We start from the raw sequence: 26,755 nt of genomic DNA, 5'->3' as shown, positions 1-26,755 counted from the left end.
AGACCTTAAGGGACAGTCCCGTTTTAGTAAAATTAAATATAGTCCATAATAAGTCCAGCCGTTTCTTCTATCGCTTTGTTCGTCACATTGATAACGACGCAGCCTATTTGCTTCATTAACGCTTGCCCGTATTCCAGCTCCTCTATGATACGCTGAAATGTTGCATATTGGGACCCCGTAGGAAGTCCAAGCACTTTCAACCGCTCCGTACGGATATTAAGAATATGCTCAGCATCCATCGTAAGTCCAATGATGCGGCGGCTTGGAATTTTGAATAGCTCCATAGGTGGATTGACCTCTGGCATGATGGGCAAGTTCGCGGATTTTATGCCTTTATGCGCCAAATAGATACTTAACGGCGTTTTTGATGTACGGGATACGCCAATCAGAACGACTTGGGCTTGCAGCATGCCGCGGGCATCCCGACCGTCATCATATTTGACCGCAAACTCCATCGCTTCTATTCTCCGGAAGTAATCCTCATTCATTTCATGGAGCAAGCCTGGTTGTCGTTTAGGCGTATTTCCATACGTGTCCACGAACGCCTGAAGCATCGGACCCATAATGTCCACTGCGCGAATTTGAAATCGTGTGGCTTCTGCTTTCATCATCTCGCGCAGTTCTGGCTGGACTAGCGTATAAGCGATAAAACCACCCTTTTCTGCCGTTTCCTTAACAACTTGCCGAACCTCATTTACGCTTCGTATATTGCTGAACCGCCTGACCGTAACTTGCTCTGGGTTAAATTGACGAATGGTCGCCTGAGCAACCGCCTCGGCGGTTTCGCCAATTGAGTCAGAGCAAATGACTAAATATTGCTGCTTATTGTGCATCATTGTTTTCCGAATTTCAGCTTAGCTTGAGCCGCAGCTATTCTTGCCAGAGGCACCCGGTAAGGGGAACAGCTGACATAATCTAATCCCGCGTTGTGGCAGAAAAAGATCGATTCCTTATCTCCGCCATGCTCCCCGCAAATGCCTGTTTTGAGCTGCGGTTTAAGCGATCGGCCTTTCTGAACAGCCCATTCGACTAAGAGGCCAACCCCTTCTATGTCCAGCACCTGAAATGGATTTACGGGTAATATCTCATGGTCAACATAGTGACTGAGAAACTTGCCCTCCGCATCGTCCCGACTATAGCCGAAGGTCATTTGTGTCAGATCATTTGTACCAAAAGAGAAAAAGTCAGCATGCTCGGCAATTTTGTCTGCGGTTAACGCCGCTCTAGGCACCTCAATCATCGTCCCTATTTTATAGGATATATGTTCATTATCTGGGCCTAGTACCGTTTTAGCGGCACCTTCAACGAGCGATCGCATCACTTTCAGCTCGTTCGCATGCCCCACAAGGGGAATCATAATTTCAGGTAAAACTTGAATGCCTCTATTTTTACAATTCAGTACAGCATGGAATATCGCAATGGCTTGCATTTCGTAAATCTCGGGGAAAAGAATGCCTAAACGACAGCCTCGTTGTCCAAGCATCGGGTTCATCTCTTGCAGATTGCGCACCTTGCGTATAAGAGCATCCAATGCTTGCTTTTCGCTGACATGCTCGTGAACATTTGCAGCTAGGAGTATTTGCTGCTGTCTCACAACCAGCTCCTCCAAATGCGGTAAAAATTCGTGTAAAGGAGGGTCGAGCAGCCTTATTGTTACAGGAAAACCATCCATCGCGGTAAATATACCTTCGAAATCGCTCTGCTGCATCGGGAGAAGCAGATCGAGTGCTCGTTGCCGCTCCTCCTTCGTATCCGCCAGGATCATGGCTTGAACGACAGGCAAGCGCTCCGCGGACATGAACATATGCTCCGTTCTGCATAAACCGATGCCTTCTGCGCCGAATGCTCTTGCTTTCTCGGCATCCTCCGGTGTGTCGGCATTCGTTCGAACGGCCAAATCGCGGACTTCATCCGCCCATTCGAGCAGTTCCTCCAGCTCCACGGTAATTTCTGGTTCTTTGAGCTTCACTCCGCCCATAATAACGCGTCCAGTGGAACCGTCCAGCGTAATCCAATCGCCTTCACGTACCGTGATTTCGCCGGCAGTGAATAACGCAGCATCTTTATCGATGCGAACTTCCTCGCAGCCGCATACACATGGCTTGCCCATTCCCCGAGCCACGACGGCGGCATGGCTTGTCATCCCCCCGCGGCTTGTTAACACGCCTTCGGCAGCGATTACGCCGTGAATATCTTCCGGACTTGTCTCTGCGCTAACAAGCACAACCCTTCTACCTTCGCGCACCCATTCCTCAGCCTTGTCAGCATCAAAAACAACTTGCCCTGTAGCTGCTCCCGGCGAGGCTGGCAGTCCCGTTGCCAGCACATCCAGCTTAGCATCCTCATCAATCGCTCGGTGAAGCAATTTATCCAAATGCTCCACCTCTATTCGAGCGAGCGCCTCCTCCCGCTTCAGTATGCCTTCCTTGGCAAAATGAACAGCTAGCTTAACCGCTGCTTGTGCCGTTCTTTTCCCATTCCGTGTCTGCAAAATGAACAGTGTGCCGTTCTCCACCGTAAATTCAATATCCTGCATATCCTTATAATGAGCTTCCAGCTTTGCCGCTGTTTCTACAAGTTGTTTAAATACTGCTGGCATTTCCTGCTCCAGCTTTGCAATCGGCAGAGGTGTTCGCACGCCAGCGACAACGTCCTCACCTTGGGCGTTGATCAAGTACTCCCCGTAGAGCATCTTGGCGCCCGTTGAAGGATTCCGGGTAAACAATACACCTGTTCCGCAGTTATCCCCCATATTGCCGAACACCATCGATTGAATATTTACTGCTGTTCCTTGATACTCTGGAATGTTATACGCTTTCCGATAGACGATTGCCCGCTGATTGTTCCACGAACGAAATACCGCTTCGACGGCTAGCTCAAGCTGGGTGTAAACATTTTGCGGAAACGTTTTTCGCGATTTAGCTTCTATTAACTGTTTATAAGAAACAATCAATTCCATCCAAGCTTCAGCCGGCAAATCCTTATCATCTTCTATAGATCTGCTTAGCTTCAATTGATGCAGCAGTGATTCAAAATATAAACCTTCGATATCAAATACGACGTTGCCGAACATTTGGATGAGTCTTCTATAACAATCATAAGCGAAACGCGGGTTTCCCGTTTGACGAGCAAGCGCCTCTACAGTAACATCGTTCAGCCCTAGATTAAGAATAGTGTCCATCATTCCAGGCATTGAATTAACCGAGCCCGAGCGGACTGATACCAGCAGTGGATTCTCATCCCCACCGAATGATTGTCCTTTCAGCTTTTCCACTTTCATTAAAGCATTCCGGATTTCCACGAATAGACCTTCCGGCAAAAGCTGCCCTCCAGCATAATAAGCTCTGCAAGCCTCCGTTGTAACTGTGAACCCAGGAGGAACTGGAAGTCCGGCATTCGTCATTTCTGCTAAATTCGCACCTTTTCCTCCGAGCAAATGCTTCATCCCTGCGTTGCCTTCATGAAAGAACAGCACTCTATTGCTCGTCATCACTCATGCCTCCTTGTATTCCCCCGGAATTGTAATTCGTGCAATTGGCTTGACCGCACTCCAAGTAATAGACCGTTACTTTTTCAGTATCCAAGGTATCAATGACTGAATCGCAATGCTTACAGAGTATCACTCCCATTTTCACCTTGCAGCGGTTTGTTTCCATCCCTCTACACCTCCGATAGAATGTGGATTGCATGCCCATTGCGCCAAATCCATGACTCTGCAGGAATAAGCCCACTCATTGTCATACCATGCCAAAACCTTTAATTGGTCTCCGCTCACCATAAGAGATGAACCATCAATAATAGCTGAAAACTCATTACCAATGTAATCCGTTGAAACAAGCGGTATATCGACTACATCAAGATAAGATTTTAAGTTCGTCGCAGCGGAAAATACAAAAGCTTGTTTTACTTCCTCATATGAAGTCTTTTTGGCCAGATGAACTGTCAAATCAACAAGTGATACATTAGGAGTCGGAACACGTACCGAGATACCTTGAACGAGCGAAGCTAAGTGCGGCAGTACATCAGTAAGCGCTTTACCTACTCCCGTTGAAGTGGGGATAATGGATTGTGCACATGCACGCGCACGTCTAAGATCTTTGTGAGGATTGTCCATATGATTCTGATCACTGGTGTAGGAATGTATCGTAGTCATCCAGGCCTGCTTTATGCCGTAAGCTTGATCTAGCACATCTAGTACTGGAGCAACACAGTTTGTCGTACAAGAGGCTGCGGAGATAATGCGATGTCGATTCGAATCAAAGCGATGCTCGTTAACTCCCATCACAACCGTAAGGTCGGCTCCCTTGCAAGGAGCAGTAATCAGTACCGTCTCGGCACCTGCCGCAATATGTTTTGATGCACCTTCACGATCAGTAAACTTACCCGTCGCATCAATTGCCAGCCTTACGCCAAGCTCCTTCCAAGAAAGCCGCGAAGGATCTTTTTCCGTCAAATATTTAATCTTATTATTATTAATCAGGAGATCTCCATCTTGTACAGATACATCTGCATCCCAGATGCCATGTACCGTGTCATATTTTAATAAATGTGCAATGGTCTCAACAGGATAGGTTGAGTTGACCGCTTTAACCCTCAGTCCTTTCATTTTTTTGGAAAAAGCTCTGCGTATAAGTAATCTGCCAATTCTCCCCGTGCCGCTAATGCCTACTCCAACCTCCATTACCATTACCCCCTGTTATGATTTGAATCTATATAATACATAACATATAAATAATTAGTGTGCAATATATAATTATATAAGACGCATAAATCGCATATTATTTACTTAGTTTTTATATATGCGTCATATACTGAAGTGAGTATGAATGTTAAGACGATTTACGCACGCCACTTGATCGACTCTTTTTGTTGATTGTACACCATTCTGAATAATATTGACACCATGTCATAATTATAATATAGTTATCTAAACAATAGTAGAATTTACTCAAGAAGAGGTGACATAATTGAAAGCGATTACGCAGGATTATTCGTTAGAGTACGCCAAACAATTAGATCATATGGATGAGCTGGCACATTTGCGCGAAGAGTTTTATGTACCTGATGGCATGATTTACTTAGATGGAAATTCGCTAGGCCTCATTTCCAAACGCGCTGAACGAACGATGCTTGAGATGCTTGAGTCATGGAAAACACAAACGATCGATGGTTGGACCCAGGGCGCGCGACCATGGTTTTTCTTGCCTGAATCCCTTTCCAAGCAGATGGCTGCCCTTGTCGGAGCAGATGCGGAGGAAGTGATTATAACAGGTTCTACATCAACGAATATTCATCAGCTTGTGTCGACCTTCTATCAACCATCAGGCAATCGCACGAAAATAATGGCAACTGATCTCGATTTTCCGACCGATATTTATGCTCTTCAAAGCCAGCTTCGCCTAAAAGGGTATGATCCCGAGACACATCTGATTCGTGTAGCCAGCCGTGATGGCCGAATGATTGAAGAAGATGATATTATCGCAGCAATGTCCGAGGAGATCTCTGTCATTCTGCTTCCGACCGTTCTATATAGAAGCGGACAATTGCTAGATATTAAACGTCTAACAGCAGAAGCACATGCTCGTGGTATTATAATTGGGTTTGATGGCTGTCATTCGGTAGGCTCTATTCCTCATTATTTCAGTGATTGGGACGTGGATTTTGCGCTGTGGTGCAATTATAAATATTTGAATGGCGGACCGGGCGGCGTTGCCTCTCTTTATGTGAACAAGAAGCATTTTGGCCGTGTTCCTGGTTTAACGGGTTGGTACAGCTCTAATAAAAGCAAGCAATTCGATATGGAGCACAATTTAACAGTCGAGCACACTGCAGGCGCTTATCAAATCGGAACACCGCATATATTCAGCATCGCACCGCTCATTGGAGCATTGGAAATTTTTGAAATGACTTCGATCGAACAAATTCGCGAGAAGTCACTGCATATATCACGCTACATGGTTGAGTTAATTAATCATGAGCTGCCGGGTCTTGGTTATGTGCTTGCAAATCCACAAGAGGATGACCGCCGCGGCGGCCATATCAGCTTGGAGCACGATGAGGCGATTCGAATATGCAAAGCTCTGAAGCAAAATCATGTCATCCCCGACTACCGTTCTCCGAACGTCGTGCGCCTTGCACCAGTTGCACTCTACACGACCTATGCAGATGTTTGGCAAACTGTACAAATTCTCAAGAACATCATCGTAGAGAAGCAATACGAAGCATTTGATACCAAACGCGGCGTTGTTGCCTAGTTGACTAACCGAATAACAAACGTAACGAAGCCCCCTCTCCGCAAATAGCGGAACGGGGGCTTTTGAAGAAAGACAGTAGATATTATTACGGAGTTTATTAATAGTATGGAAGGAGTTTCCACCCACGTTTAATAAACGCATCTGGTCAGCCTTCTCACCCATCCCTCCTCCTACATGTTCTAACGAACCCCATAGGCGCTATTTGATCAAATTAAGCTTGTTTTATTTTCTAACGAACCCCACACTCCCTATTTACCTAAGTTACCTCACATTTGGACATCATTTTGAGCAATAACGCCACTGGAGTTCGTTAGCGTTCAGAAAACACAATTTCCTGCCAAATAGCGTCTACTGGGTTCGTTAGGAATTGGAAGACTAAGCTCGCAACCTAGCCCCTACCTCGATACATCCTAACGAACTCAACAGGCGCTATTTGATCAAATTAGGCTTGTTTTAATTTCTAACGAATCCCACAATCGCTATTTACCTAAGTTACCTCACATTTGGACATCATTTTGAGCAATAACGCCTCTGGAGTTCGTTAGCGTTCAGAAAACGCATTTTCCTGCCTAGTAGCGTCTTCTGAGTTCGTTAGGAATTTGTAGACTAATCTCGCAACCTAGCTCCTACCTCAACACATTCTAACGAACTCCACAGACGCTATTTGATCAAATTAGGCTTGTTTTATTTTCTAACGAACCACACGCTCCCTATTTACCTAAGTTACCTCGCATTTAGACTTCATTTTGAGCAATAACGCCACTGGGATTCGTTAGCGTTCAGAAAACACAATTTTCTGCCCAATAGCGTCTACTGAGTTCGTTAGGAATTGGTAGACTACGCTCACTCCCCAGCCCCTACCTCAACACATTCTAACGAACTCCACAGGTGCTATTTGATCAAATTAGGCTTGTTTTATTTTCTAACGAACCCCACACTCCCTATTTACCTAAGTTACCTCACATTCGGACATTATTTTGAGCAATAACGCTACTGGGGTTCGTTAACGTCCACAAAACACAATTTCCTGCCCAATAGCGTCTACTGAGTTCGTTAGGAATTGGTAGACTAATCTCGAAACCTAGCTCCTACCTCGACACATTCTAACGAACTCCACAGGCGCTATTTGATCAAATTAGGCTTGTTTTATTTTCTAACGAACCCCACACTCCCTATTTACCTAAGTTACCTCACATTTGGATATCATCTTGAGCAATAACGCCACTGGGGTTCGTTAGTTCAGAAAACACAATTTCCTGCCCAATAGCGTCTACTGAGTTCGTTAGGAATTGGTAGACTACGCTCACTCCCCAGCCCCTACCTCAACACATTCTAACGAACTCCACAGGCGCTATTTTATCAAATTAAGCTTGTTTTATTTTCTAACGAACCCCACGCTCGCTATTTACCTAAGTTACCTCGCATATGGACATCCTTTTGAGCAATAACGCCACTGGGGTTCGTTAGCGTTCAGAAAACACAATTTCCTGCCCAATAACGTCTACTGAGTTCGTTAGGAATTGGTAGACTACGCTCACAGCTCATCCCCTACCTCGACACATTCTAACGAACTCCACAGGCGCTATTTGATCAAATTAGGCTTGTTTTATTTTCTAACGAACCACACACTCGCTATTTACCTAAGTTACCTCACATCTGGACATCATTTTGAGCAATAACGCCTCTGGAGTTCGTTAGCGTTCAGAAAACACAATTTTCTGCCAAATAGCATCTACTGGGTTCGTTAGGAATTGGTAGACTAATCACGCAACTTAGCTCCTACCTCGACACATTCTAACGAAATCCACAGGTGCTATTTGATCAAATTAGGCTTGTTTTAAATTCTAACGAACCCCACACTCGCTATTCACCTAAGTTACCTCACATTTGGACATCCTTTTGAGCAATAACGCCACTGGGGTTCGTTAGCGTTCAAAAAACACAATTTTCAGCCCAATAGCGTCTACTCAGTTCGTTAGGAATGAAAATGCAATTGTAATATGAGCATCCCCTCAACCAAAACAAACCAAAAATGACACCCAAACTGTTATCAGTTTGAATGTCATTTTCATTTCCAAGCCATGCTTATACGCAGCTTAAAGATACGCTTCCCAGATGAGCAAACTGTGCTTGAATTGTATCTCCCGGCTGAAAAGCAATTGCTTCCGTAATCGCTCCGCTCAGCACAATATCGCCCTTGCGCAGCCCTAAGCCGCGCTCGCCTAACTTATTAACAGCCCATGCGACCGATACAGCGGGGTCGCCCAGCACCGCGGCACCGGCGCCAGTAGCCATCACTTGATTGTTTTTCGAGAGCACAACGCCGATTTCAGGCAAATTCAACTCTCGCACGGGAACCATTTTGCTGCCAATTATAAATTTAGCCGATGAGCAATTGTCCGCTACAACATCCGCAAGCGTAAACTTGAAATCCAAATACCTGCTGTCTATTACTTCGATTGCTGCAGCAACATACTGCGTTGCACGCAGCACATCTTCACCGGTTATATTCGTTCCTTGCAGATCCTCGCCTATAAAGAAAGCAATTTCCGGCTCAGCCTTCGGATGAATCAACTGTTCGAAATCGATAGATTCCCATTCCAAAGCTAGCATATCGCTAGTCAGCTCACCGTAAATCGCTTCATAGACACCCATCATTTCCTGCTTTGCTTTGCTAGTCAGCCCCAGCTTATAGCCAATCGAACGCGTGCCAGCTTGAATCTTGCGCTGTAACAGCTGCTTTTGCACATCATAAGCCTTCTCTATTGTTAAGTCTGGATATTGATCTGTAACCTTAATTACTTCTCTGCACTCTTTCTCGGCATCGTACAAATACGTTACGATTTCTTGTTCCATTTCGCGTGTGATCTCCATCGTTTACAACACCCCGTTCTTATTTCTGTCCGCCAGCTCTGCGGCAACATCAACAATCATGTCTTCTTGTCCGCCGATAATGCCCCTTCTGCCAAGCTCAATTAGAATGTCGCGCGAGTCAATGCCAAATTTTTTGCTTGCGCGATCCGCGTGCAGCAGGAAGCTGGAGTATACACCCGCATAACCCATCACGAGACTGCCCGTGACGATTTCTTGCGGACGCTGAAGAAGTGGACCGACGATATGCTCAGCCAAATCCATCATTTTATACAAATCGATCCCGATATTCACACCTAATCGATCTAACACCGCAATTAAAACCTCTGTTTGGGTATTGCCCGCTCCAGCTCCCAAGCATCGCACGCTGCCATCAATTCGAGTTGCACCTTCTTCGATTGCTACAAGCGTATTGGCAACTGCCAAAGACAGATTATTGTGCGCATGGAATCCAATTTCGATCGATAAGGCTTGTTTTAACGCTTCAATTCGCTCACGAACCTGATGCGGCAGCAGCGCTCCGGCAGAATCCGTCACATACACAGCCTCAGCGCCATAACTTTCCATCAATTTCGCTTGTTCCACCAGTTTCTCTACGGGAGCGGAATGCGACATCATCAGGAAACCAATCGCTTCCATGCCGAGCTCTCTAGCCATATAAAGATGCTGGGCTGACACATCTGCTTCCGTGACATGAGTTGCTACTCGTACTAGGCTTGCCCCTAGAGCTCTTGCTTGCTTCAACTCATGGACCGTCCCTATGCCTGGCAGCAGTAGAACGGCGATCTTCGCTTGTTTGCTTTCATCTACGGCTGCTTCAATCAGCTTCATTTCATCAACGAGCGAACGGCCATACTGCAAAGTTGACCCGCCTAAACCATCGCCATGGCTGACTTCAATATTGTGCATGCCCGCATCATCAAGCGCACGAACAACGCTCCGCACCTGTTCCTCTGTAAATTGGTGTGCAACCGCATGGCTGCCATCCCGCAAGGACACTTCCGTAATTTGGACCGGCTGATTACTTTTTCGGTTCACCCTTTACACCTCGCTATTCGTTTCGCTAGACTGGTTTGATAGGCGGTTTTTTGCATAATCTTCTGCTACCCGGACAGAGGCAGCCGTCATAATATCAAGATTGCCTGCGTATGGCGCGAAGTAATCTCCTGCTCCCTCTACCTCGAGAAACACCGATACTCGATTTCCATCAAAAATAGGCTCCTGCTTCAAGCGATAGCCTGGCACGTATTCTTTTACGCGTTCAACCATGTCATAAATCGCTTTGCTTATAACAGCCTCATCCATATTTTTCACTTCGCAATAGACGGTGTCTCGCATCATAAACGGCGGATCTGCTGGATTTAAGACGATTAGCGCTTTTCCACGATCTGCACCGCCCACCTCCTCTATACCGCGGCGTGTTGTAATCGTAAACTCATCGATATTAGCCCGCGTGCCTGGCCCCGCGCTTTTGCTAGCAATTGTCGCTACAATCTCAGCATACACGACGTCTGCTGCTTCATTTATAGCATGAATGATTGGGATCGTTGCTTGCCCCCCGCATGTGATCATATTGACGTTCGTCGCTTGCAGATGATTGCCCATGTTTACGACAGGGGATAGGAATGGCCCAACTGCTGCCGGTGTTAAATCAATGACCATTTTCCCCATCTTTTGCAGCACTTCATTATGTTTAACATGAGCTTTGGCGGAAGTAGCATCAAAAATAATGTCCGCAAGCTCAGGATTGTCGATAAGCCCCTGAATGCCATTCGAAAAAGTCGCATATCCGCGTCCTTTGGCCCGCTCAAGTCCTTCCGAATTCGGATCGATGCCGATTACCGCTGTAAGTGTAAGCCAATCGCTTCTTTCCAGCTTGTACATTAAATCCGTACCGATGTTGCCAGATCCGATAATAGCTGCTTTCAATTTCCCCATATGGTTTGTCCTCCTACTCGAATGCTACGGATACCGACCCGATAGAACCAAATCGTGCTTCGATGTGGTCTCCGGCTTTAACCTGAACCGCTCCAGACAAAGCACCCGGCAAAATAATTTCTCCAGCCTTTAATGAAATATCAAATTCACTAAGCTTGTTCGCAAGCCATGCAATCGCATGGGCTGGATGTCCGAGTGCAGCTGCTCCCGCTCCCGTTGCGACTTGCTCGCCATTTTTAAATAAAATCATTCCAAGATCGCGTAAATCTATATTGTCGATAGACGTTTTTTTCTTCCCGATTACAACTTTTGCCGATGAACCATTGTCAGCTACCGTATCGATCAACTTGATTTTCCAATCTGCAATTCGGCTATCAATAATTTCTAATGTAGGCACAATATATTTTGTAGCTAACAGCACATCGAGGAACGTTACATCCGGCCCCTTCAGATCCCGATCAAGGATGAAGCCAATTTCCGCCTCAATGCGCGGCGCGATCATTTCATTTGCTTTTACGATGCTTTGATCTTGCACTTCCATATCATCAAGCAAATGTCCATAATCTGGCTCATTGACATTCAGCATCGTTTGCATCGCTTTGCTTGTTAGTCCAACTTTCTTGCCTATAATGTGACGACCTGCCTCCAGCTTTTGCTTGACGACCTGCAATTGTACGTGATAGGCATCGGTTACAGTTATTTCCGAGTAACGTTCAGTAAAAGGTGCGATAGCCACTTGTGTCGCTTCCGCTTCCAATAGTTCACTTGCCAGCGTATTGATGATTGGGTTCATAGTAAATGTCCTCTCTTTCCTCCTAAAAATAAAGCGGATGGTGACGATATCGTCACCATCTTCCTTATAGCTTCATCGTGATCGATTTGGCTTCTGTATAGAAATCAAAGCTATGACGACCGCCTTCACGGCCGATTCCACTTGCTTTCGAGCCTCCAAATGGGGTACGCAGATCGCGGAAATACCAGCAATTAATCCAAAACAATCCGGAGTTTACAGAAGCGGCCACACGATGTGCGCGGCGCAGGTCATTCGTCCAAACGACGCCTGCAAGTCCATAAATCGAGTCGTTTGCTATTCGAATCGCATCTTCTTCTGTTTTGAATGGAATGACCACGAGAACCGGTCCAAAAATCTCCTCCTGCGCAACTCGCATCTTGTTGTCTACATCATAAAGCACAGTTGGCTTATAGAAGTTGCCATTTCCAAGCCCTTCAACGCGTGTGCCTCCGCAGCCGAGCTTCGCACCCTCAGCGAGTCCTATCTCCACATAGCTGTGGACCTCTTCGAGATGTGATTTGGATACGAGTGCCCCCATATCCGTCTCTTCGTCAAGCGGCATACCTACTTTTATTTGATTAACAGCTGCAATAAATTTTTCCAAAAACGTATCGTATACGCTTTCATGAAGCAGCATTCGAGAGCCAGCAAGACAGATTTGTCCTTGATTACGGTAGATGGCATCGATTGAGCCTTTCACAACTTCATCCAAATCAGCATCTTCAAAAACGATATTAGCTGATTTGCCGCCCAGCTCGAGAGAAACTGGAATCAATGATTCTGCTGCATTTCGCATGACCGTCTTACCTGTACCCGACTCGCCGACGAATGAAATTCGGCGAACATAAGGATGGGAAGCCATAATTGTGCCAACCGTGCTGCCTGATCCGGCAATAATGTTCAATACGCCCGGAGGAAGCCCAGCTTCATTTGCAATTTCCCCAAGAACAAAAGCACTGAGCGGTGTGTTCGAAGCTGGTTTAACAACAACCGTATTGCCAGCTGCAAGTGCTGCCGATACCTTCCAGGTCATTTGCATGAAGGGCAAGTTCCAAGGAATAATGATGCTGGTTACGCCCGCTGGTGCATATTTGGTATAGGACATCATGCCTTGCTTTTCAAAATTTTCAGCATGATGATAGAGTGCCATTTCGGCAAAAAATCGCATATTCGATGCCGCTCTCGGTATATCAAAGCCACGGCTTTCTTTAATCGGCTTGCCGACATCAAGTGTTTCTAGTACCGCAATTTCTTGATGCCTTTGCATAATCAAATCGGACATGCGGCATAAAATTTCGGCTCTTTTCTCTACTGTCATATGGCTCCAAACGCCGCTTTCGAACGTTCTCTGCGCTACCTCGATCGCCCTGATCGTATCTGCTTCATTCGCCATTGCCACTGAGGCCAGCTTCATATTCGTTGCCGGATTAATCGTATCGAATGTGGCACTCGAAATGGAATCTACGAATGCGCCGCCGATAAATAGCTTCGCATCTTTTACAGCAGGATTTGCTATAAAGTCATGATTCATCTACAGCCCTCCTACTCTTCAATTTCGAGAGTCATTTCAATTTCAATGGCTGTGTTGTTTGGCAGCTGCGCCATTCCAACTGCGGATCTTCCATGCTTGCCCTTATCTCCGAATACATCAACCAGCAAGTCAGATGCGCCATTCATTACTTTCGGCTGCTGTGTGAAATCTTCTGTGCTATTTACGAAACCTAAAATTTTGACCACACGTTTCACTTTGCTAAGCTCGCCGAGCTCCTGCTTCACGACTTTTAATAAATTAATCATCGATTGCCGTGCAGCCAGATAACCTTCCTCGACGGTTAAATCCCTGCCCAGTTTTCCATGATACTCATCTACTCCCTGGCCTGCTGTGAAGAGCAGGTTCCCCGCCCTAACGTAGGTTACATAATTGCCTACCAGCGGACGTGAGGAGCCAAGCGTGATGCCAAGCTTTTGCAAGTTTTCTTCCGGTGTTGCCAGCGCTTGATTTTCCACCTAAGTCACCTTCTTATTCTGGTTTCCATTCCTTAACTTCTTCAGACATTACATGTCCGCATGATTTGCAAGTACGCACTTCTATATTTGAATTGAAGCTGTGGATCGCTCCTTTTACCTGTGTTTCAATATCGGTTAACTGTACGGTTACGCGGTGCATCTCGTGATTGCAGCTCTCGCAAAACCATACAAAATCCTCTAGCTCCCCTTTGTCGCGTTTGCGCTCAATAACGATGCCAAACGTGTCAGCCACACGATGCGGTGAATGCGGTACCATTGCCGGCAGCATGAATACTTCGCCTTCATTAACGGCAACAACCTTACGCTCGCCAGCCTCGGTAATACATTCCACATAACAAGAGCCCTTCACTTGATAGAAGAACTCATCGGACGGATCAATGTGAAAGTCTCTGCGTCTGTTCGGCCCGCCAAGCACCATTGCAATAAACTCAGAATCTTCCCATATTACCTTGTTATTAACCGGTGGTTTGAGCTGCTCCTTGTTATCTTCAATCCATTTCAAAAGATTAAAAGCGGTTAATGATTTAGCAGTTGCCATAATAAACCCTCACCTTCAAATCGATATTTTTTGGATAAAAGCTGATCTTGTTTTCACTATAAGATAATGTCGACATCATGTCAATATTAATATTGACGATATGTCAGTTTTATTTGAAAGCGCATTAAAAAAGGGAAAAGACCGCGTCGCCAATCGGCACTACTACGGTCTTCTCCCTGCCAAATCATCTTAAATACTAGTCACAACAATCGCCTTATCATCCTGATTCCACACGGCTTTACTTCCGGTTGCTAGTTCAATAAAGGAGATCGGAATATACGTTGTACCGCCCACCATGACTGAAGAAGCAGCCATCGGTTTCTTCACTCCATTCACCGTTGCTTCCTTCTGCCCAATCTGCAATTGAATGGTAACGCCGTCTTTTGTCCCCGTTACCGTCTTGGAAGCACCATTCCATTTCACTTCATAACCTAATTTCTCAAAAATAGTACGTAAGGGAACGAGCGTTGCACCATCTTTGCTAAACGGCTGTGCTGCCAAAGGGAGTGCCGCCTCACCGTTATGCTGCAGACTCGCCTTAGGCAGTCCGCTTACAGGATCACCAAGAAGCGGCGAAGAAAGGACGTACATCCCATGGCCAGAGAACACCCAAATTAAATGGCGATCCCATTCTACAAAGGTGCCATGCACAGGATCAGATTGATCGCTCATATATTTTTTACCTTCATCGTCAGTCAATTCGCCTGACATTTTCGGCACAAAATAAGCAGCAATTGTTGGTTTTAACGGATCTTTAAGATCAAACATTTGAATGCCTGCATTGTAGAATGCATAGGGCATATATTGTTGGCTTGGTGTACCTGGCTGAATTTCAGCATAGCCGGTACGCTTCGGTCCGAAGCTGCCTCGACGCTGGCAATAGTCCGTAAACGGCGCATCTGCCGGCGGTGTTGGACGAGGCATAATCGTTGCTATTTTCGGATTAAGCGGATCTTTAACATCAATTGCATAAATTTCTTTATACGGCTCATGGCAATCCTCGCTAAGCGGATAACCGCTGTAATAAACCATGCCTGTCGTCTCTACTTTACTGACGTCGATATTATCGCCCTCAGTTCCTGCAAAGCTCATCGGCATTTCAAGATGCGATACCGTCTTCATATTGTTCGGATCAGAAATATCTACAATGTAGAAGCCTAATCCACCCATCGCTGCATAACCGTATTTTCCGCCTTCTTCTACTGTTTTGGGAATAAACAACGGCATTCGCGATCCCATCCAGCTTGTTTTATTACCTGCTCGCGGATTTAGATTATATTGTGCTTCTTCGCCAATGCGTTGTCCTGGTACTGACCAAATCGATAGCTGCTTTGGTTTTGTTGGATCTGAGATGTCATAGACAAGCTGTGCACCTGAATAAAGATAGGTTTTATATTCTGTGTTCGCGTAGCTGTCGTCTGGAGCACCTGCAACAAATAAATATTTATCGCCGGAATAGACCGGGATGTCTTGGCAGCCAGATCCTTGCTGCGGCTTATCTTTGGAGTAAGTACTCGAATCAAGCGGCGTCTCGGAAAGAATTTTCCAATCCGTCCAGTTCGGGCCGTTCACCTCATAAATTCGGAAGCCGCGCAGCATTTCAAAGTCGCGAATTGCCTTTACTTCGTCTGGATTCGTGTACTTATTCGTTATTTTGCCGTAGCGCGGAACCTCATAGCACTGAACAGCTAAATTTTTATCTAATTCCTCGTTGTACTTCACGTTAAACGGGCCAAATTGATGCTCACCCGCTTGTTTGTCGATCCATTTTGTCGTAATAAGCTCGGCCTTTAGCGGGTCCGTTATATCAAACAAATTGTATTGATTGGTCTCATAGTCATACAAATAGCGACGTCCATCCAAATCAAAGGATGTTTGCCAGCTGTGTCCGTACCCCGCTACGAATGGATAAAAGGCTTCAACCTTCATGTTTTTAATATATTGATTCAAGTCTAGATAAGGCAAGCTGCCGTTGAACGGCTGTGGTCCTTCATTTTCCGGCATGACCGTCGGATGAGTAAATACGCCAGTCTCTACATTGTAACCCCAGCTGCCTTCTGCTGGTTCGGCGGGCTCACCCGGCAATCGTTTATGCGTTTCGTCTACTGGATACGGTTGTCCGGCATCAGGTGCATTCACGTTGACGCCTGTGCGCTTCGCAACATAGGCGCCTAAATTGGATTCTGCCTTCACGACAGTTGTATCTGAGGATGCAAAGATAGGTAAAGACGGAAAGATAAGCGTACTAACAACAGTTACGAGGAGAACACTACTAAAAATTCGCTGCCTGACCGCTTTTTTCATCAGTTCAAAACCTCCAGGAATAATATATTCATTACCTTTTGGAAACGCTTGCAATTGATCTGATCGAGCAACCCTGACAAAACATTCATGCTGTTCTTAGCTCGAACGTATTCAGCCCCTTTAACAGCCTCCTTCAAAAACATCAGATGTAATTCCAGAATCAACCTAACAATATATTGAATATGACACAGTGTCAATATGATTAATTTCATTTTTTTTATTCAAAAAAAAGGCTGCAACGACAAATAAGAGTCTGTCGAAATTACCATTCGCCAAGACTCATTTTCAGTCATCATTCCCTATCGATCACACAAAATTAAATCATTAAACGTCTTTCCAATCTGCGTGCAAGTAAAGAAAGCGTATAATTTACGATGAAGTAAAGAATAGCGACTAACAATAAAATTGGAATAACAAACTTAACATTATAGTTATAAATAATTTGTGCACTTCGCATCATTTCTGGGAGTGTAATTACGATAGCAAGCGAAGAGCCTTTGAGAATAGAAGTACACTCGCTGACGATAGGCGGAATCATCCGTTTTAGCGCTTGCGGGAGAATAATATGCCATATCGTTTGGACATAGGTTAAGCCGGAAGCCCTTGCAGCCTCCACCTGCCCCTTAGAAATGGAATTTAAACCGCTGCGGACAATTTCACATAACATAGCTGACGCATAAACCGTTAAGCCCGCTACTGATGCGGTAAACACGTCCAGCTTTAAGCCAATTTCCGGCAGTGCAAAAAAGATAAAGAAAAAGACGAGCAGAAGCGGAATGTTGCGAATTAAACCTACATAGAGAGCAATGATTCTCGCAATAATAGGAATTTTGGCGTATCTAATAATGCCCATGATCGTACCAAATACGAAGGCTAATACAATAGAGAGAGCTGATACTTCAATCGTTACTAAAAATCCTTTAAGTAAGTAAAGAAGATTATTCGCTGAGTAAGCACCTATGAAATCCATGACAGCTCTCCTTTCTAATCGCTCGCCGATAATTTCCGTTCTAGATAGCCGATAAAGAGACTGAGCGGAAGCGTCAATATTAAGTAGAAAATAGCTACAAAAATGTATACATCAAATACAATAAACGTATCCGATGAAATAATGTCCCCGTAGTACATAAGATCCTTGCCGGATATCGACCCCAGAATAGCAGATCCCATCACCAAATTTAGAAATTGATTGCCAAGAGGCGGGATAACAACTTTAATCGCCTGCGGCAAAATAATATGTCGCATCGTTTGAATGTAAGTAAGTCCTGATGCCCGCCCCGCCTCAACCTGCCCATGAGGTACTGCTTGAATTCCTGCCCTAATCGCTTCTGCAATATAGGCACCCGAATATACGGCTAATCCAAGCGTTCCGCTTACAAAGGCATTTAATTGGATCCCTACCGCCGGTAAACCAAAATAGAAGAAAAAGATTTGTATGAGCAAGGGTGTATTTTGAATAAATTCAATATACATCGTAGCCAAGCCCTTAACGGGCTTCACGGGAGAAATCTTCATGACGGCAACGATCGTTCCAATCACTAAACTTAATAGCAGCGCGAGCAGACTGACCTGAAGCGTTGTTAGAAAACCAGCCCAAAATTGTTCCCTGTATTCAAGTAAAATTGAAAAATCCAACATCTAACTCAGTCCTCTCCGCTTCTAGATGTCTAAGGAGATAAAGGGACGAATGAACGCATTCGTCCCCTCCTGCCATTATTCTGGTTTTTGTTTTAACCATTTTTCATATATTTTGTCGTACTCACCGGTTTCTTTTAATTTTTTAAGCGAAGCATTAACCTTATCCAGCATTTCTTTATCGCCTTTTCTAACTGCGATTCCCCATGGCTGATCTTCAATAACACCGCCAACTAGTTTATATCCCGGGTTTTCCAAGGCAAGTCCCATTAAAATAGCATTGTCAGTCGTTAGCACATCACCTTTGCCCGTGCTAAGCGCCGTAAACGCTTCGCCAAGGTTCTCATATTCAGATACGACTGCTTCCGGTGATTTCTCTTCAATTACTTTGCCGTCTCTCGTTCCTTTAACAGCGATAACCTTCTTGCCCTTTAAATCTGCAATGCTTATAATTGCTGAATTCTCCGGCACGAGCAGTGATTGCCCTGCACTGAAATACGGATCAGAGAAATCCACTTCCTGCTTTCTCTCTTCTGTAATTGTCATCGTGCGAACGATCAGATCGATGTCGCCATTTTTCAGCATCGGTATTCTTGTTTTACCATTCACTTCAACATATTCAATATTGTCTTCCGAGCCCGTGATGTCTTTTACGATAGCTGCTGCAATATCGAGGTCAAAACCTTTGGTTTTGTTATCTCCCGTGTCAACATAACCAAATGGAAAAGCATCTGCGCCAATTCCGACGGCAATTTTTTTCTGATCCTTGCCTGATGCCGGTTCTGCTTTACCTCCACACCCAGCCAGACTAACAGTAAGCAACACCGATGCAACCGTTATACTTAGATTCTTCTGCCATTTCTTCATACGTAAATCCCCCTTATTCCCTTTTATTAATGAACCAGAATTCGACTAAGAAACAATCTTGTTCTGTCTTCACTCGGACTTGCAAAGAAATGTTCAGGTTTTCCTTCTTCAACGATCTGACCTTGATCCATAAATATAACGCGATCGGCTACTTCACGTGCGAAGCCCATTTCATGCGTAACCACAACCATAGTCATGCCTTCGCGTGTTAGCGCTTTCATGACGTCTAAAACTTCACCAACCATTTCAGGATCTAATGCAGAGGTCGGTTCGTCAAAAAGCATGACTTTGGGCTTCATTGCGAGTCCCCTAGCAATAGCTACCCTTTGCTGCTGACCACCTGATAGTTTGGAGGGGAAAACATTTGCTTTCTCCGTTATCCCAACTTTATCAAGGTAATACATAGCCAGCTTCTCAGCCTCGTTCTTTGGCATGCCTCGGACTTTGATAGGAGCAAGCGTGATATTCTCGATCACTGATTTATGTGGATATAGATTAAAATGCTGAAACACCATTCCAATCTCTTGCCGCATGACATTAATATTCGTGTGCTTGTCATTCACTTTATGGCCATTCACAACAAGTTCTCCAGAAGTAACATTCTCCAATCGATTAATGCAGCGCAGAAGCGTGCTTTTGCCAGATCCTGATGGACCAATGATGACAACCACTTCTCCTTCTTTGATGTTTAGATCAATATCTTTCAGGACGTGGTTCGAGCCATAATGTTTATTTATTTTGCGAAATTGAATCACGCGGTGAACCTCCGATACGAAAGAATTTTGCAGCATTTCCGCCAAATAAAGCGGCCTTTTCTTCTTCGGTTAAGTTGAGGCTTTGTTCGATGACCTGGCCTGGAGGAACTTCCCTTAGCAAAAAGGGGTAATCAGAGCCCATCATAATTTGTTCATGACCAAATCTATCTATCATGAATTTGAGGTTAAGGGGATCGAATACTAAAGAATCATAAAACATTTTTTTGGCATAATAGCTGGGCGGATGTGTTGTTAAACGAAGCTGAGGCCAAACGTTCCACCCTTGATCAAGCCTCGGCAGAATATAGGGAAACGATCCTCCGCCGTGAGCAAAACAAACCTGCAAATCTGGGAATCTCTCCATCAGGCCGCTCCAAACAAAAGTAGCTGCTGCTAGAGCCGTTTCGCTTGGCATGCCTATCGTATACATGAAATTATGCCTTGGCGTTCTATCTTTTCCGAGTGTCTCCCATGGATGAATGAACAAGGGGACCCTCCATTCTTCAGCCATTTGGAAAAATGCAATAAAGGAAGGATCGTCTAAATTTTTACCATTTATGTTGGAGCCGATTTCAATTCCATTTAAATGAAGCTCATGCATGCAGCGATCCATTTCAAGAATAGCGGCATCAGCGTCCTGCATCGGGACGGTACCGAGCCCGGCAAAACGGTTTCTATGCTGCGCAACCGTTTCAGCTATAAAGTCATTCTGAATGCGTGACATCTCTATTGCTTCATCTAATGGTGCCCAATAAGAAAAGGTAACCGGAATTGGAGACAAAACCTGCATATCAACGTTTTCCCTATCCATATCCTCTATTCTTTTTTTGGGGCTCCATACTTGATCCGTTACCTCACGAAATGATTTGCCGGCTACCATAATCGTAGCACCGCAAGTACATGTTCGATTTAATATCGGCCATCGATCGCCCCCGTATTTCTGATAAAAATCGGGTAGCTGCTCAGGTATAATATGCGTATGCGTATCGATTCGCATGATTTGAAACCTCCTTATAAAAGGGATATCATTCTAAGTAGAAAAGCATGTGCTGGGATTAAAGATGACGAGATGTCAGTTTTTTTGAAAAAAAACACCATCGAATCCCAAATGAGGTATACTATTTAAATAAACCGCTTACAAATTGTGCATCCTTTGTAAACTTTCAGCTTGGATATCTATCATATTATGATGATTATGACATCATGTCAATAAGAATTATGCAAATTTGATTTTGGATGTTAGTCGATGAACCGCCATTCTTTTTTATATTTACAATAGGGATGTCATTCGACTAGAATGTATAGTACTCTACAGGCAATATTCTCTTGAAAGGTTGAGATCCTATATGGAAAACGAAATAAAAGATATCGATGGTCGACACCTTAGATCGCAGCAAACGAGGCAAAAGCTTTTAAAAGCAGCCAGAACCGTTTATTTAAAAGAAGGCTTCCAGAACAGTACAATTAATCAAATTATTAAATTGGCAAAAACCGGTTATGGTACAGCCTATACCCATTTTACCGGAAAAGATGATTTTCTAATCGTATTGATGGAAGACGTCATGCAGCAGTTTTTTGATATCGCGAATATCTCCTTCCAACCGACATCCAAAGAAGAGGCTAAAAAGGTCATTAAGAGTCAAGTACTCACCTTCTTCCAAATAGCCGAATCAGAACGAGACATGATGAAAGTGTTTGCTGAAGCTATGGGACTCTCATCCGCGGTAAATACAAAATGGGAAGAAATACGACACAAGCTTATTCAAAGTATAACGACTGACATCACCTACTCTCAGCAGCATGGTTTAGCTCGAACAGACTTAAAAGCAGAGCTCGTTGCATGCCAATGGTTCTATTCGAATGAAATGTATCAATGGGATATTGTTCATAACAGACACCAATATTCTCTCGAAGAAATTGCGAATACCATCACAACTATGTATACCGACGCTCTTTACTTATAAGGGCTCGGTATGCCTTTTTGGCATTCTTGCACAATAATATTGACACTTTGTCATATTTATTTTATATTGATGCTGCGTCAACTTGTTTGCACAAAATTGGTTGAAGGGATGGAAAAGCAGATGATTATCGGGGTTCCAAAAGAAATTAAAAACAACGAAAACCGTGTCGGAATTGCACCAGCCGGAGTAACGGCCTTCTTGAACAATGGTCATGAGGTTTGGATAGAAGCGCAAGCAGGAGCAGGCAGCGGATTCTCGGACGCTGACTACTTAGCCGCAGGAGCTAAAATTGTGTCCACTGCTCAGGAAGTCTGGTCTGCAGAAATGGTTATTAAAGTGAAAGAGCCGCTTGCAGAAGAATATGTTTATTTTCGTGAAGGCTTATTATTATATACCTATCTTCACCTTGCTCCAGAAGCAGAGTTAACGAAAGCATTGGTCGATCGCAAGGTCGTTGCCATCGCCTATGAAACAATTCAGTTCGATAATGGAGCTTTGCCGCTGCTCATGCCGATGAGTGAAGTTGCCGGACGAATGTCGATCCAGATCGGTGCCCAATTCCTTGAGAAGCCGCATGGCGGAAAAGGTGTTTTATTAGGCGGCGTGCCTGGGGTAGCGCCTGGTGAGGTGGTCATTATCGGCGGCGGAATCGTTGGTACAAATGCGATTAAGATCGCTGTCGGATTCGGCGCTTCTGTTACCGTACTCGATGTAAGTCCAGATCGCCTTCGGCAGCTTGACGATATGTTTGGCGGGCGTATTCGAACGCTAATGTCCAATAGCTATAACATCGCAGAAGCGGTAAAAAAGGCTGATCTTTTAATCGGTGCTGTTCTTATTCCAGGAGCGAGAGCTCCTCGCTTGGTGACGGAGGAAATGGTTAAAACGATGCAGCCGGGGTCTGTCATCGTCGACGTTGCCATCGATCAAGGCGGCTCTATTGAAACGGTGGACCGTATTACTACCCACAGCAATCCTACCTATGAAAAACATGGTGTCATCCACTATTCCGTTGCGAACATGCCTGGTGCCGTCGCTCGAACTTCTACGATTGCTTTAACTAATGTAACGATTCCTTATGGCGTACAAATTGCCAACAAAGGCTATAAGCAGGCTGCTCTAGACAACAAAGCCATTGCTAGAGGTATTAATATTGCTGAGGGCAATGTAACCTATAAAGCGGTTGCCGATGCACACGGATACGATTACATTGACATTTCCGACTATTTGAATACCCCTTCTAAGCAAGTTGCCGTGTAAGGGAGAATCATGAGATATGCCAATCGTAACGATTCAGATGATGGAAGGAAGATCAACCGAACAAATAAAGTCTCTTATTGCCAGCGTAACAGAGACCATTGCAGCAGAATTGAACTCTCCAAAGGAGCGAATTCGCATTTTAGTTACAGAAATCCCCTCCACCCATTGGGGAATTGCCGGTGTTCCAGCAGCAGAAATTATCGCTCCGCCTAAACATACGTAGTGACTTCCACCTGCATAAATTCAGCCACTTTATTGGACGGTGAGATCGGTACCGCCAATGATGGTGGCTATTTGTTTTGATAACTGTTGCTTAGAAAAGGGGTTTACCTAACGATGAAACAAATCAGCAATTCTAAACAAATGAAACTATCTTTTTTTGGAAAAAACCTGCTTCTCTCCGGTTTGAACATCGTCTTGATTGCGCTTATCCTCATTACAGCCAGCTATTTTATCCAAGAACGAGTTTTAGTCAAAACCTTAAATCAACAGGCAGAAGGTTTTGCAGCGCTTGCTGCAAGTGAATTCGAATTAGCCGAAGTTAAAGAAGCTTTCCAAAATCATGACGTAAACAGTCCGCTCCACAAAAAACTTATTGGGAAAATAGCACATTTTCAAAATACGAACAACAGTGTATCCCAATCCTATTTATACTCTGTTGATATCGCACAAGGAAAAACGCCGATTCTGCTAGCCGTCCCGCAAGACTATATTGACTCCGGCTACACGCCGGGCACCGCTTATGAGCAATCCCCCGTCATGCTGAAGGTCATGAAAAAGCTGCTCGAAAGCAAAAAAGCAGCAACAACAGACATTTACACAAACAGTTATGGACAATGGATAACCGTCGTTCATCCCATCATGGATGAGCAGAACAATGTCATTGCGGCATTTGCGATTGATCTTCATGCGGATATCGTCTCCGAAGGAAAAAAAGAGCTGCTCCTATGGACGTTGTCCGTTCTGATAGCAGCGCTTCTCGTCATTTTGTTTATCCAAATTGTTGTGCTGCGCAAATTGCTTTCACCTATTAAAGAGTTGAACGGTGCTTTTCGTAAAGTTAGCGAGGGTCAGCTTGATGTGAGTCTGCCCACTAATCGTCTGGATGAATTAGGCTTATTGAATGCCCGTTTCAATGAAATGATATTAAGCTTACGAGACATGATTAATGGTGTACAGCAAAATGCCCATCAAGCAACGATTCAAGCGAATGAACTAGCAACGAATGCCGAGCAAAATTCGAAGTCGCTTAGTGAGGTTTCACACCGCATTCGCCAGGTTGCTGTTGGCGCAGAAACGCAGGAACAGGTAGCCTTCGAAAGCTCTCGTGCGATGGAGGAAATGGCAGTGGGCATACAGCGTGTAGCTGAATCCGCAGCTAGTATGGCGGTTGCCTCTGAGGATATGTCTGAGGAAGCCTCACAAGGCAATCTCTATATTACGAAAGTTATCCATCAGATGGATGGCATCCATCAATCCGTTCAACAATCGTCCGCTTCCATCAACTCGCTAAGCGATCGCTCTAACGAAATTGTGCAAATTGTCGAGGTCATTGCTGGAATTGCATCACAGACCAACTTATTGGCACTGAATGCCGCCATTGAAGCAGCCAGAGCCGGCGAACAGGGAAAAGGATTTGCAGTTGTCGCAAGCGAAGTTAGGAAGCTAGCTGATCAATCCCATCAGGCTGCCACTCAAATTGGCGTATTAATCCTTGAGATTCAACGAGAAATAACGCAGGCGGTACATGCCATGGATGAAGGAACGAAGGAAGTAACACAAGGCATGTTAATCGCGGAGGAGACGGGAGATAAATTTCAAACCATATATGCGGCCACGCACAATGTTGCTCAGCTGATTCAAGAGGTTTCAGCCATATCTGAGCAAATGTCAGCGGGCTCTGAGGAAGTCGCCTCCTCTGTTCAGGAGCTCTCAACTATAGCTGAAAGCTCTTCAAAGGCTGCTATTGACGTCGCTAATGCATCGGATGCACAGCTCGATTCTACGAAGGAAATTAGCGCTTCCGCTGTATCACTTAATGAAATGTCCAAGCAGCTGCAAACATTAATTAGCAAATTCAAATTATAAAATAAAAAAAATGCGTCGGCAGATATAAAGCATACACTCTGCCGGCGCATTCATTTCCTCCCACCTAAATAGGGAAAGCTTATTTTGTTCAGGGCGTATTAAAAAAATCATAGTTTTACCTTGTTTTTCACAACTGCACTCTTATGAATTTTCAGTTCATCACGGTATTCCACCGTCTCAATTTCGCAGTCTATACCTATAATTACATTCTCTCCTCTAACGATACTTGCCTTCGTATAATGAAGCTCGATGTTATCGCCCTCGATCAACCCCGCATTGAATATAACCCCGTCCATCGATTTCATCAGCCTCAGCAATGTTCCCACTTTGCTTCTTTTAATTTTGATTTTGCTGCCTCCGACCTCTTTGGCAAAGCTAGGCCCGAACATACTAATAGCCAGCTTATCTGAGCTTAATAATCCATCGATATTTACTGCGCCATTTATGTGCAGCTCTTCCGCTTCACAATCACCTGCTGCATCCAATTGACCCGTTAATTTAATTTTGTCTACTCTAACTTTTCCTTTTGACTTCATCTCACCTCGTCCTTGCAAGCTAAGCCCGTTTAAGCTGCCGTCAACGGCACATACGCCCGTTATCTTCATATCTTTCGCAATTAAATTTCCAGCAATCTTGACTTCTCCCGTCAGCCTGAGCTTCTCACAATCCACATCGCCGTTAAATTTACATTCGCCTGTTATATTCACATTTTGATAAAACCCGCCCGCTGACGTTGTTTCACCTAATACTTTCAATGGATTCCGTATAGGCTCAGTCACTAACCTTCTCCTCCTTCATAATTGCAGCGCCGGGATGTACGGACAGCTTCGAGCGATATTCTACTCGTCCTATCGAGCAGCCCTGACCAATGATGACAACATTACCCCTAACGATATCTGCAGTTGTAAATTCAATATCAATATTGTCGCCTTCAATGACCCCAACACGCAGCTCAGGCTTTAGCTTCGGAATAATTCCACTGAATAATTTATTCCACATTCCCACGTCTGCCTGCCTGATGACCAGGTTTTCCACGCCAATCTCATTCGCTTTTCCTTGGCCTTGCAGTTGAAATTCCAGCTGGCCCGCACTGAGCAAGCCGCCAACCGTGAAGCCGCCCTTACCTGTAAAATGCTCTAGCTCACAATCACCTTTTATGCTCATCATGCCATTTAATTCACAGCTTTCGCCGCTAACTCCGCCCGCGATAGTAAGCAAACCATCCGCCTTCATATTTCCAAATTTCATATTGCCTTTCACATCCATCGTACCATTAACTTCAAGCTCATCTGCCGTAAGATGTGCCTTCATTCGTATATGTCCATTTCCCTTAAATCTACGCGCAACAATAGGTCCGCTTACTTTGCCAACACCATCTATAGATACGTTATCGTAGCTTCCACCTGCGGCACCGCTAACTCCGCTAATCTTTAAATCTGACAGCTGATATTCCGTCATCG

At 44.7% G+C, this 26,755-nt stretch carries 24 protein-coding genes; 5 read left to right on the top strand and 19 right to left on the bottom strand.

Annotated features, from left to right (window positions below; all coding sequences use genetic code 11):
• Positions 1-32: 32 nt before the first annotated feature.
• The 4 genes from AC1DOV_RS10730 to gap are packed head-to-tail and all read right to left on the bottom strand — an operon-like array spanning position 33 to position 4,681.
• Positions 33-833, bottom strand: a complete 801-nt coding sequence (locus AC1DOV_RS10730; protein ID WP_477550046.1) for a pyruvate, water dikinase regulatory protein — start codon at positions 831-833, stop codon at positions 33-35.
• The gene (gene ppdK / locus AC1DOV_RS10725; protein ID WP_477549902.1) at positions 833-3,490 is read right to left on the bottom strand and encodes a pyruvate, phosphate dikinase; all 2,658 of its coding nucleotides are present in this window, start codon (positions 3,488-3,490) and stop codon (positions 833-835) included. Before ppdK ends, AC1DOV_RS10730 begins: the two co-directional genes overlap by 1 nt.
• A complete protein-coding gene (locus tag AC1DOV_RS10720; RefSeq protein WP_477511106.1) occupies positions 3,477-3,656 on the bottom strand; it encodes a GapA-binding peptide SR1P in 180 nt (59 codons plus the stop codon). The genes ppdK and AC1DOV_RS10720 overlap by 14 nt, the downstream gene beginning before the upstream one ends.
• Positions 3,632-4,681 carry a type I glyceraldehyde-3-phosphate dehydrogenase gene (gene gap, locus AC1DOV_RS10715; protein WP_477549901.1) on the bottom strand — a complete coding sequence of 350 codons (1,050 nt, stop codon included), beginning with the start codon at positions 4,679-4,681 and terminating at the stop codon, positions 3,632-3,634. Before gap ends, AC1DOV_RS10720 begins: the two co-directional genes overlap by 25 nt.
• Positions 4,682-4,967: 286 nt before the next feature.
• On the opposite strand from gap, the gene kynU reads away from it, so the two are divergent.
• Positions 4,968-6,254 (top strand): kynureninase, encoded by a 1,287-nt coding sequence (kynU, locus tag AC1DOV_RS10710; RefSeq protein ID WP_477549900.1) that lies wholly within the window; start codon positions 4,968-4,970, stop codon positions 6,252-6,254.
• 2,085 nt (positions 6,255-8,339) lie between these two features.
• Here kynU and AC1DOV_RS10705 read toward each other — a convergent pair.
• The 13 genes from AC1DOV_RS10705 to AC1DOV_RS10645 all read right to left on the bottom strand — a co-directional run bounded on the left by AC1DOV_RS10705 (position 8,340) and on the right by AC1DOV_RS10645 (position 20,980).
• On the bottom strand, positions 8,340-9,128 hold the full coding sequence (locus AC1DOV_RS10705) for a 2-keto-4-pentenoate hydratase (RefSeq protein WP_477549899.1): 789 nt from the start codon (positions 9,126-9,128) through the stop codon (positions 8,340-8,342).
• A 3-nt stretch (positions 9,129-9,131) separates the two neighbouring features.
• A complete protein-coding gene (gene dmpG / locus AC1DOV_RS10700; RefSeq protein WP_477549898.1) occupies positions 9,132-10,163 on the bottom strand; it encodes a 4-hydroxy-2-oxovalerate aldolase in 1,032 nt (343 codons plus the stop codon).
• Between the two features lie 3 nt (positions 10,164-10,166).
• The gene (locus tag AC1DOV_RS10695) at positions 10,167-11,063 is read right to left on the bottom strand and encodes an acetaldehyde dehydrogenase (acetylating) (protein ID WP_477549897.1); all 897 of its coding nucleotides are present in this window, start codon (positions 11,061-11,063) and stop codon (positions 10,167-10,169) included.
• Between the two features lie 13 nt (positions 11,064-11,076).
• A complete protein-coding gene (locus AC1DOV_RS10690) occupies positions 11,077-11,856 on the bottom strand; it encodes a 2-keto-4-pentenoate hydratase (protein WP_477549896.1) in 780 nt (259 codons plus the stop codon).
• A 64-nt stretch (positions 11,857-11,920) separates the two neighbouring features.
• Entirely contained in the window at positions 11,921-13,387 is a 1,467-nt protein-coding gene (locus AC1DOV_RS10685) for an aldehyde dehydrogenase (RefSeq protein WP_477549895.1), read from the bottom strand.
• A gap of 11 nt (positions 13,388-13,398) precedes the next feature.
• Positions 13,399-13,863, bottom strand: coding sequence for a RidA family protein (locus tag AC1DOV_RS10680; RefSeq protein ID WP_477549894.1), 465 nt, complete (start codon positions 13,861-13,863; stop codon positions 13,399-13,401).
• Positions 13,864-13,876: 13 nt separating this feature from the next.
• Entirely contained in the window at positions 13,877-14,422 is a 546-nt protein-coding gene (locus tag AC1DOV_RS10675; protein WP_339203835.1) for a 3-hydroxyanthranilate 3,4-dioxygenase, read from the bottom strand.
• 189 nt (positions 14,423-14,611) lie between these two features.
• Positions 14,612-16,726, bottom strand: coding sequence for a stalk domain-containing protein (locus AC1DOV_RS10670; protein ID WP_477549893.1), 2,115 nt, complete (start codon positions 16,724-16,726; stop codon positions 14,612-14,614).
• Between the two features lie 316 nt (positions 16,727-17,042).
• Entirely contained in the window at positions 17,043-17,696 is a 654-nt protein-coding gene (locus tag AC1DOV_RS10665) for an amino acid ABC transporter permease (RefSeq protein ID WP_477549892.1), read from the bottom strand.
• Between the two features lie 14 nt (positions 17,697-17,710).
• Positions 17,711-18,364 carry an amino acid ABC transporter permease gene (locus AC1DOV_RS10660; RefSeq protein ID WP_441880947.1) on the bottom strand — a complete coding sequence of 218 codons (654 nt, stop codon included), beginning with the start codon at positions 18,362-18,364 and terminating at the stop codon, positions 17,711-17,713.
• A 75-nt stretch (positions 18,365-18,439) separates the two neighbouring features.
• Complete coding sequence (locus AC1DOV_RS10655; RefSeq protein ID WP_477549891.1) at positions 18,440-19,228, bottom strand: transporter substrate-binding domain-containing protein; 789 nt, start codon at positions 19,226-19,228, stop codon at positions 18,440-18,442.
• A 26-nt stretch (positions 19,229-19,254) separates the two neighbouring features.
• Positions 19,255-20,019: an amino acid ABC transporter ATP-binding protein gene (locus AC1DOV_RS10650; protein WP_441880946.1), complete on the bottom strand. Its 765-nt coding sequence runs from the start codon at positions 20,017-20,019 to the stop codon at positions 19,255-19,257.
• Positions 19,958-20,980 (bottom strand): amidohydrolase family protein, encoded by a 1,023-nt coding sequence (locus AC1DOV_RS10645; protein ID WP_477549890.1) that lies wholly within the window; start codon positions 20,978-20,980, stop codon positions 19,958-19,960. Before AC1DOV_RS10645 ends, AC1DOV_RS10650 begins: the two co-directional genes overlap by 62 nt.
• A gap of 349 nt (positions 20,981-21,329) precedes the next feature.
• Between AC1DOV_RS10645 and AC1DOV_RS10640 the strand changes: the two genes are divergently transcribed.
• The 4 genes from AC1DOV_RS10640 to AC1DOV_RS10625 all read left to right on the top strand — a co-directional run bounded on the left by AC1DOV_RS10640 (position 21,330) and on the right by AC1DOV_RS10625 (position 25,295).
• Positions 21,330-21,947: a TetR/AcrR family transcriptional regulator gene (locus tag AC1DOV_RS10640; protein ID WP_339203842.1), complete on the top strand. Its 618-nt coding sequence runs from the start codon at positions 21,330-21,332 to the stop codon at positions 21,945-21,947.
• Between the two features lie 120 nt (positions 21,948-22,067).
• Complete coding sequence (ald, locus tag AC1DOV_RS10635) at positions 22,068-23,207, top strand: alanine dehydrogenase (RefSeq protein ID WP_339209701.1); 1,140 nt, start codon at positions 22,068-22,070, stop codon at positions 23,205-23,207.
• 16 nt (positions 23,208-23,223) lie between these two features.
• Entirely contained in the window at positions 23,224-23,430 is a 207-nt protein-coding gene (locus AC1DOV_RS10630) for a 4-oxalocrotonate tautomerase (RefSeq protein WP_441880944.1), read from the top strand.
• A gap of 113 nt (positions 23,431-23,543) precedes the next feature.
• Positions 23,544-25,295, top strand: a complete 1,752-nt coding sequence (locus tag AC1DOV_RS10625) for a methyl-accepting chemotaxis protein (RefSeq protein WP_477549889.1) — start codon at positions 23,544-23,546, stop codon at positions 25,293-25,295.
• 107 nt (positions 25,296-25,402) lie between these two features.
• Here the strand turns inward: AC1DOV_RS10625 and AC1DOV_RS10620 are convergent, their stop codons facing one another.
• The gene (locus tag AC1DOV_RS10620) at positions 25,403-26,074 is read right to left on the bottom strand and encodes a hypothetical protein (protein ID WP_477549888.1); all 672 of its coding nucleotides are present in this window, start codon (positions 26,072-26,074) and stop codon (positions 25,403-25,405) included.
• A complete protein-coding gene (locus AC1DOV_RS10615; protein WP_477549887.1) occupies positions 26,067-26,753 on the bottom strand; it encodes a hypothetical protein in 687 nt (228 codons plus the stop codon). The genes AC1DOV_RS10620 and AC1DOV_RS10615 overlap by 8 nt, the downstream gene beginning before the upstream one ends.
• Positions 26,754-26,755 lie beyond the last annotated feature (2 nt).

The organism is Paenibacillus sp. 01T47 (assembly GCF_056398245.1).
This window is presented reverse-complemented; position numbering and strand designations above follow the sequence as displayed.

Coding starts and splice junctions, on each gene's coding strand:
- AC1DOV_RS10690 (WP_477549896.1), bottom strand. CDS start 11,856: ATGAACCCAATCATCAATACGCTGGCAAGTGAACTATTGGAAGCGGAA.
- ppdK (WP_477549902.1), bottom strand. CDS start 3,490: ATGACGAGCAATAGAGTGCTGTTCTTTCATGAAGGCAACGCAGGGATG.
- AC1DOV_RS10640 (WP_339203842.1), top strand. CDS start 21,330: ATGGAAAACGAAATAAAAGATATCGATGGTCGACACCTTAGATCGCAG.
- AC1DOV_RS10705 (WP_477549899.1), bottom strand. CDS start 9,128: ATGGAGATCACACGCGAAATGGAACAAGAAATCGTAACGTATTTGTAC.
- AC1DOV_RS10730 (WP_477550046.1), bottom strand. CDS start 833: ATGCACAATAAGCAGCAATATTTAGTCATTTGCTCTGACTCAATTGGC.
- AC1DOV_RS10625 (WP_477549889.1), top strand. CDS start 23,544: ATGAAACAAATCAGCAATTCTAAACAAATGAAACTATCTTTTTTTGGA.
- AC1DOV_RS10675 (WP_339203835.1), bottom strand. CDS start 14,422: ATGGCAACTGCTAAATCATTAACCGCTTTTAATCTTTTGAAATGGATT.
- AC1DOV_RS10660 (WP_441880947.1), bottom strand. CDS start 18,364: ATGTTGGATTTTTCAATTTTACTTGAATACAGGGAACAATTTTGGGCT.
- AC1DOV_RS10615 (WP_477549887.1), bottom strand. CDS start 26,753: ATGACGGAATATCAGCTGTCAGATTTAAAGATTAGCGGAGTTAGCGGT.
- AC1DOV_RS10645 (WP_477549890.1), bottom strand. CDS start 20,980: ATGCGAATCGATACGCATACGCATATTATACCTGAGCAGCTACCCGAT.
- AC1DOV_RS10695 (WP_477549897.1), bottom strand. CDS start 11,063: ATGGGGAAATTGAAAGCAGCTATTATCGGATCTGGCAACATCGGTACG.
- gap (WP_477549901.1), bottom strand. CDS start 4,681: ATGGAGGTTGGAGTAGGCATTAGCGGCACGGGGAGAATTGGCAGATTA.
- ald (WP_339209701.1), top strand. CDS start 22,068: ATGATTATCGGGGTTCCAAAAGAAATTAAAAACAACGAAAACCGTGTC.
- AC1DOV_RS10650 (WP_441880946.1), bottom strand. CDS start 20,019: ATGCTGCAAAATTCTTTCGTATCGGAGGTTCACCGCGTGATTCAATTT.
- AC1DOV_RS10720 (WP_477511106.1), bottom strand. CDS start 3,656: ATGGAAACAAACCGCTGCAAGGTGAAAATGGGAGTGATACTCTGTAAG.
- AC1DOV_RS10665 (WP_477549892.1), bottom strand. CDS start 17,696: ATGGATTTCATAGGTGCTTACTCAGCGAATAATCTTCTTTACTTACTT.
- AC1DOV_RS10685 (WP_477549895.1), bottom strand. CDS start 13,387: ATGAATCATGACTTTATAGCAAATCCTGCTGTAAAAGATGCGAAGCTA.
- AC1DOV_RS10630 (WP_441880944.1), top strand. CDS start 23,224: ATGCCAATCGTAACGATTCAGATGATGGAAGGAAGATCAACCGAACAA.
- AC1DOV_RS10655 (WP_477549891.1), bottom strand. CDS start 19,228: ATGAAGAAATGGCAGAAGAATCTAAGTATAACGGTTGCATCGGTGTTG.
- AC1DOV_RS10670 (WP_477549893.1), bottom strand. CDS start 16,726: ATGAAAAAAGCGGTCAGGCAGCGAATTTTTAGTAGTGTTCTCCTCGTA.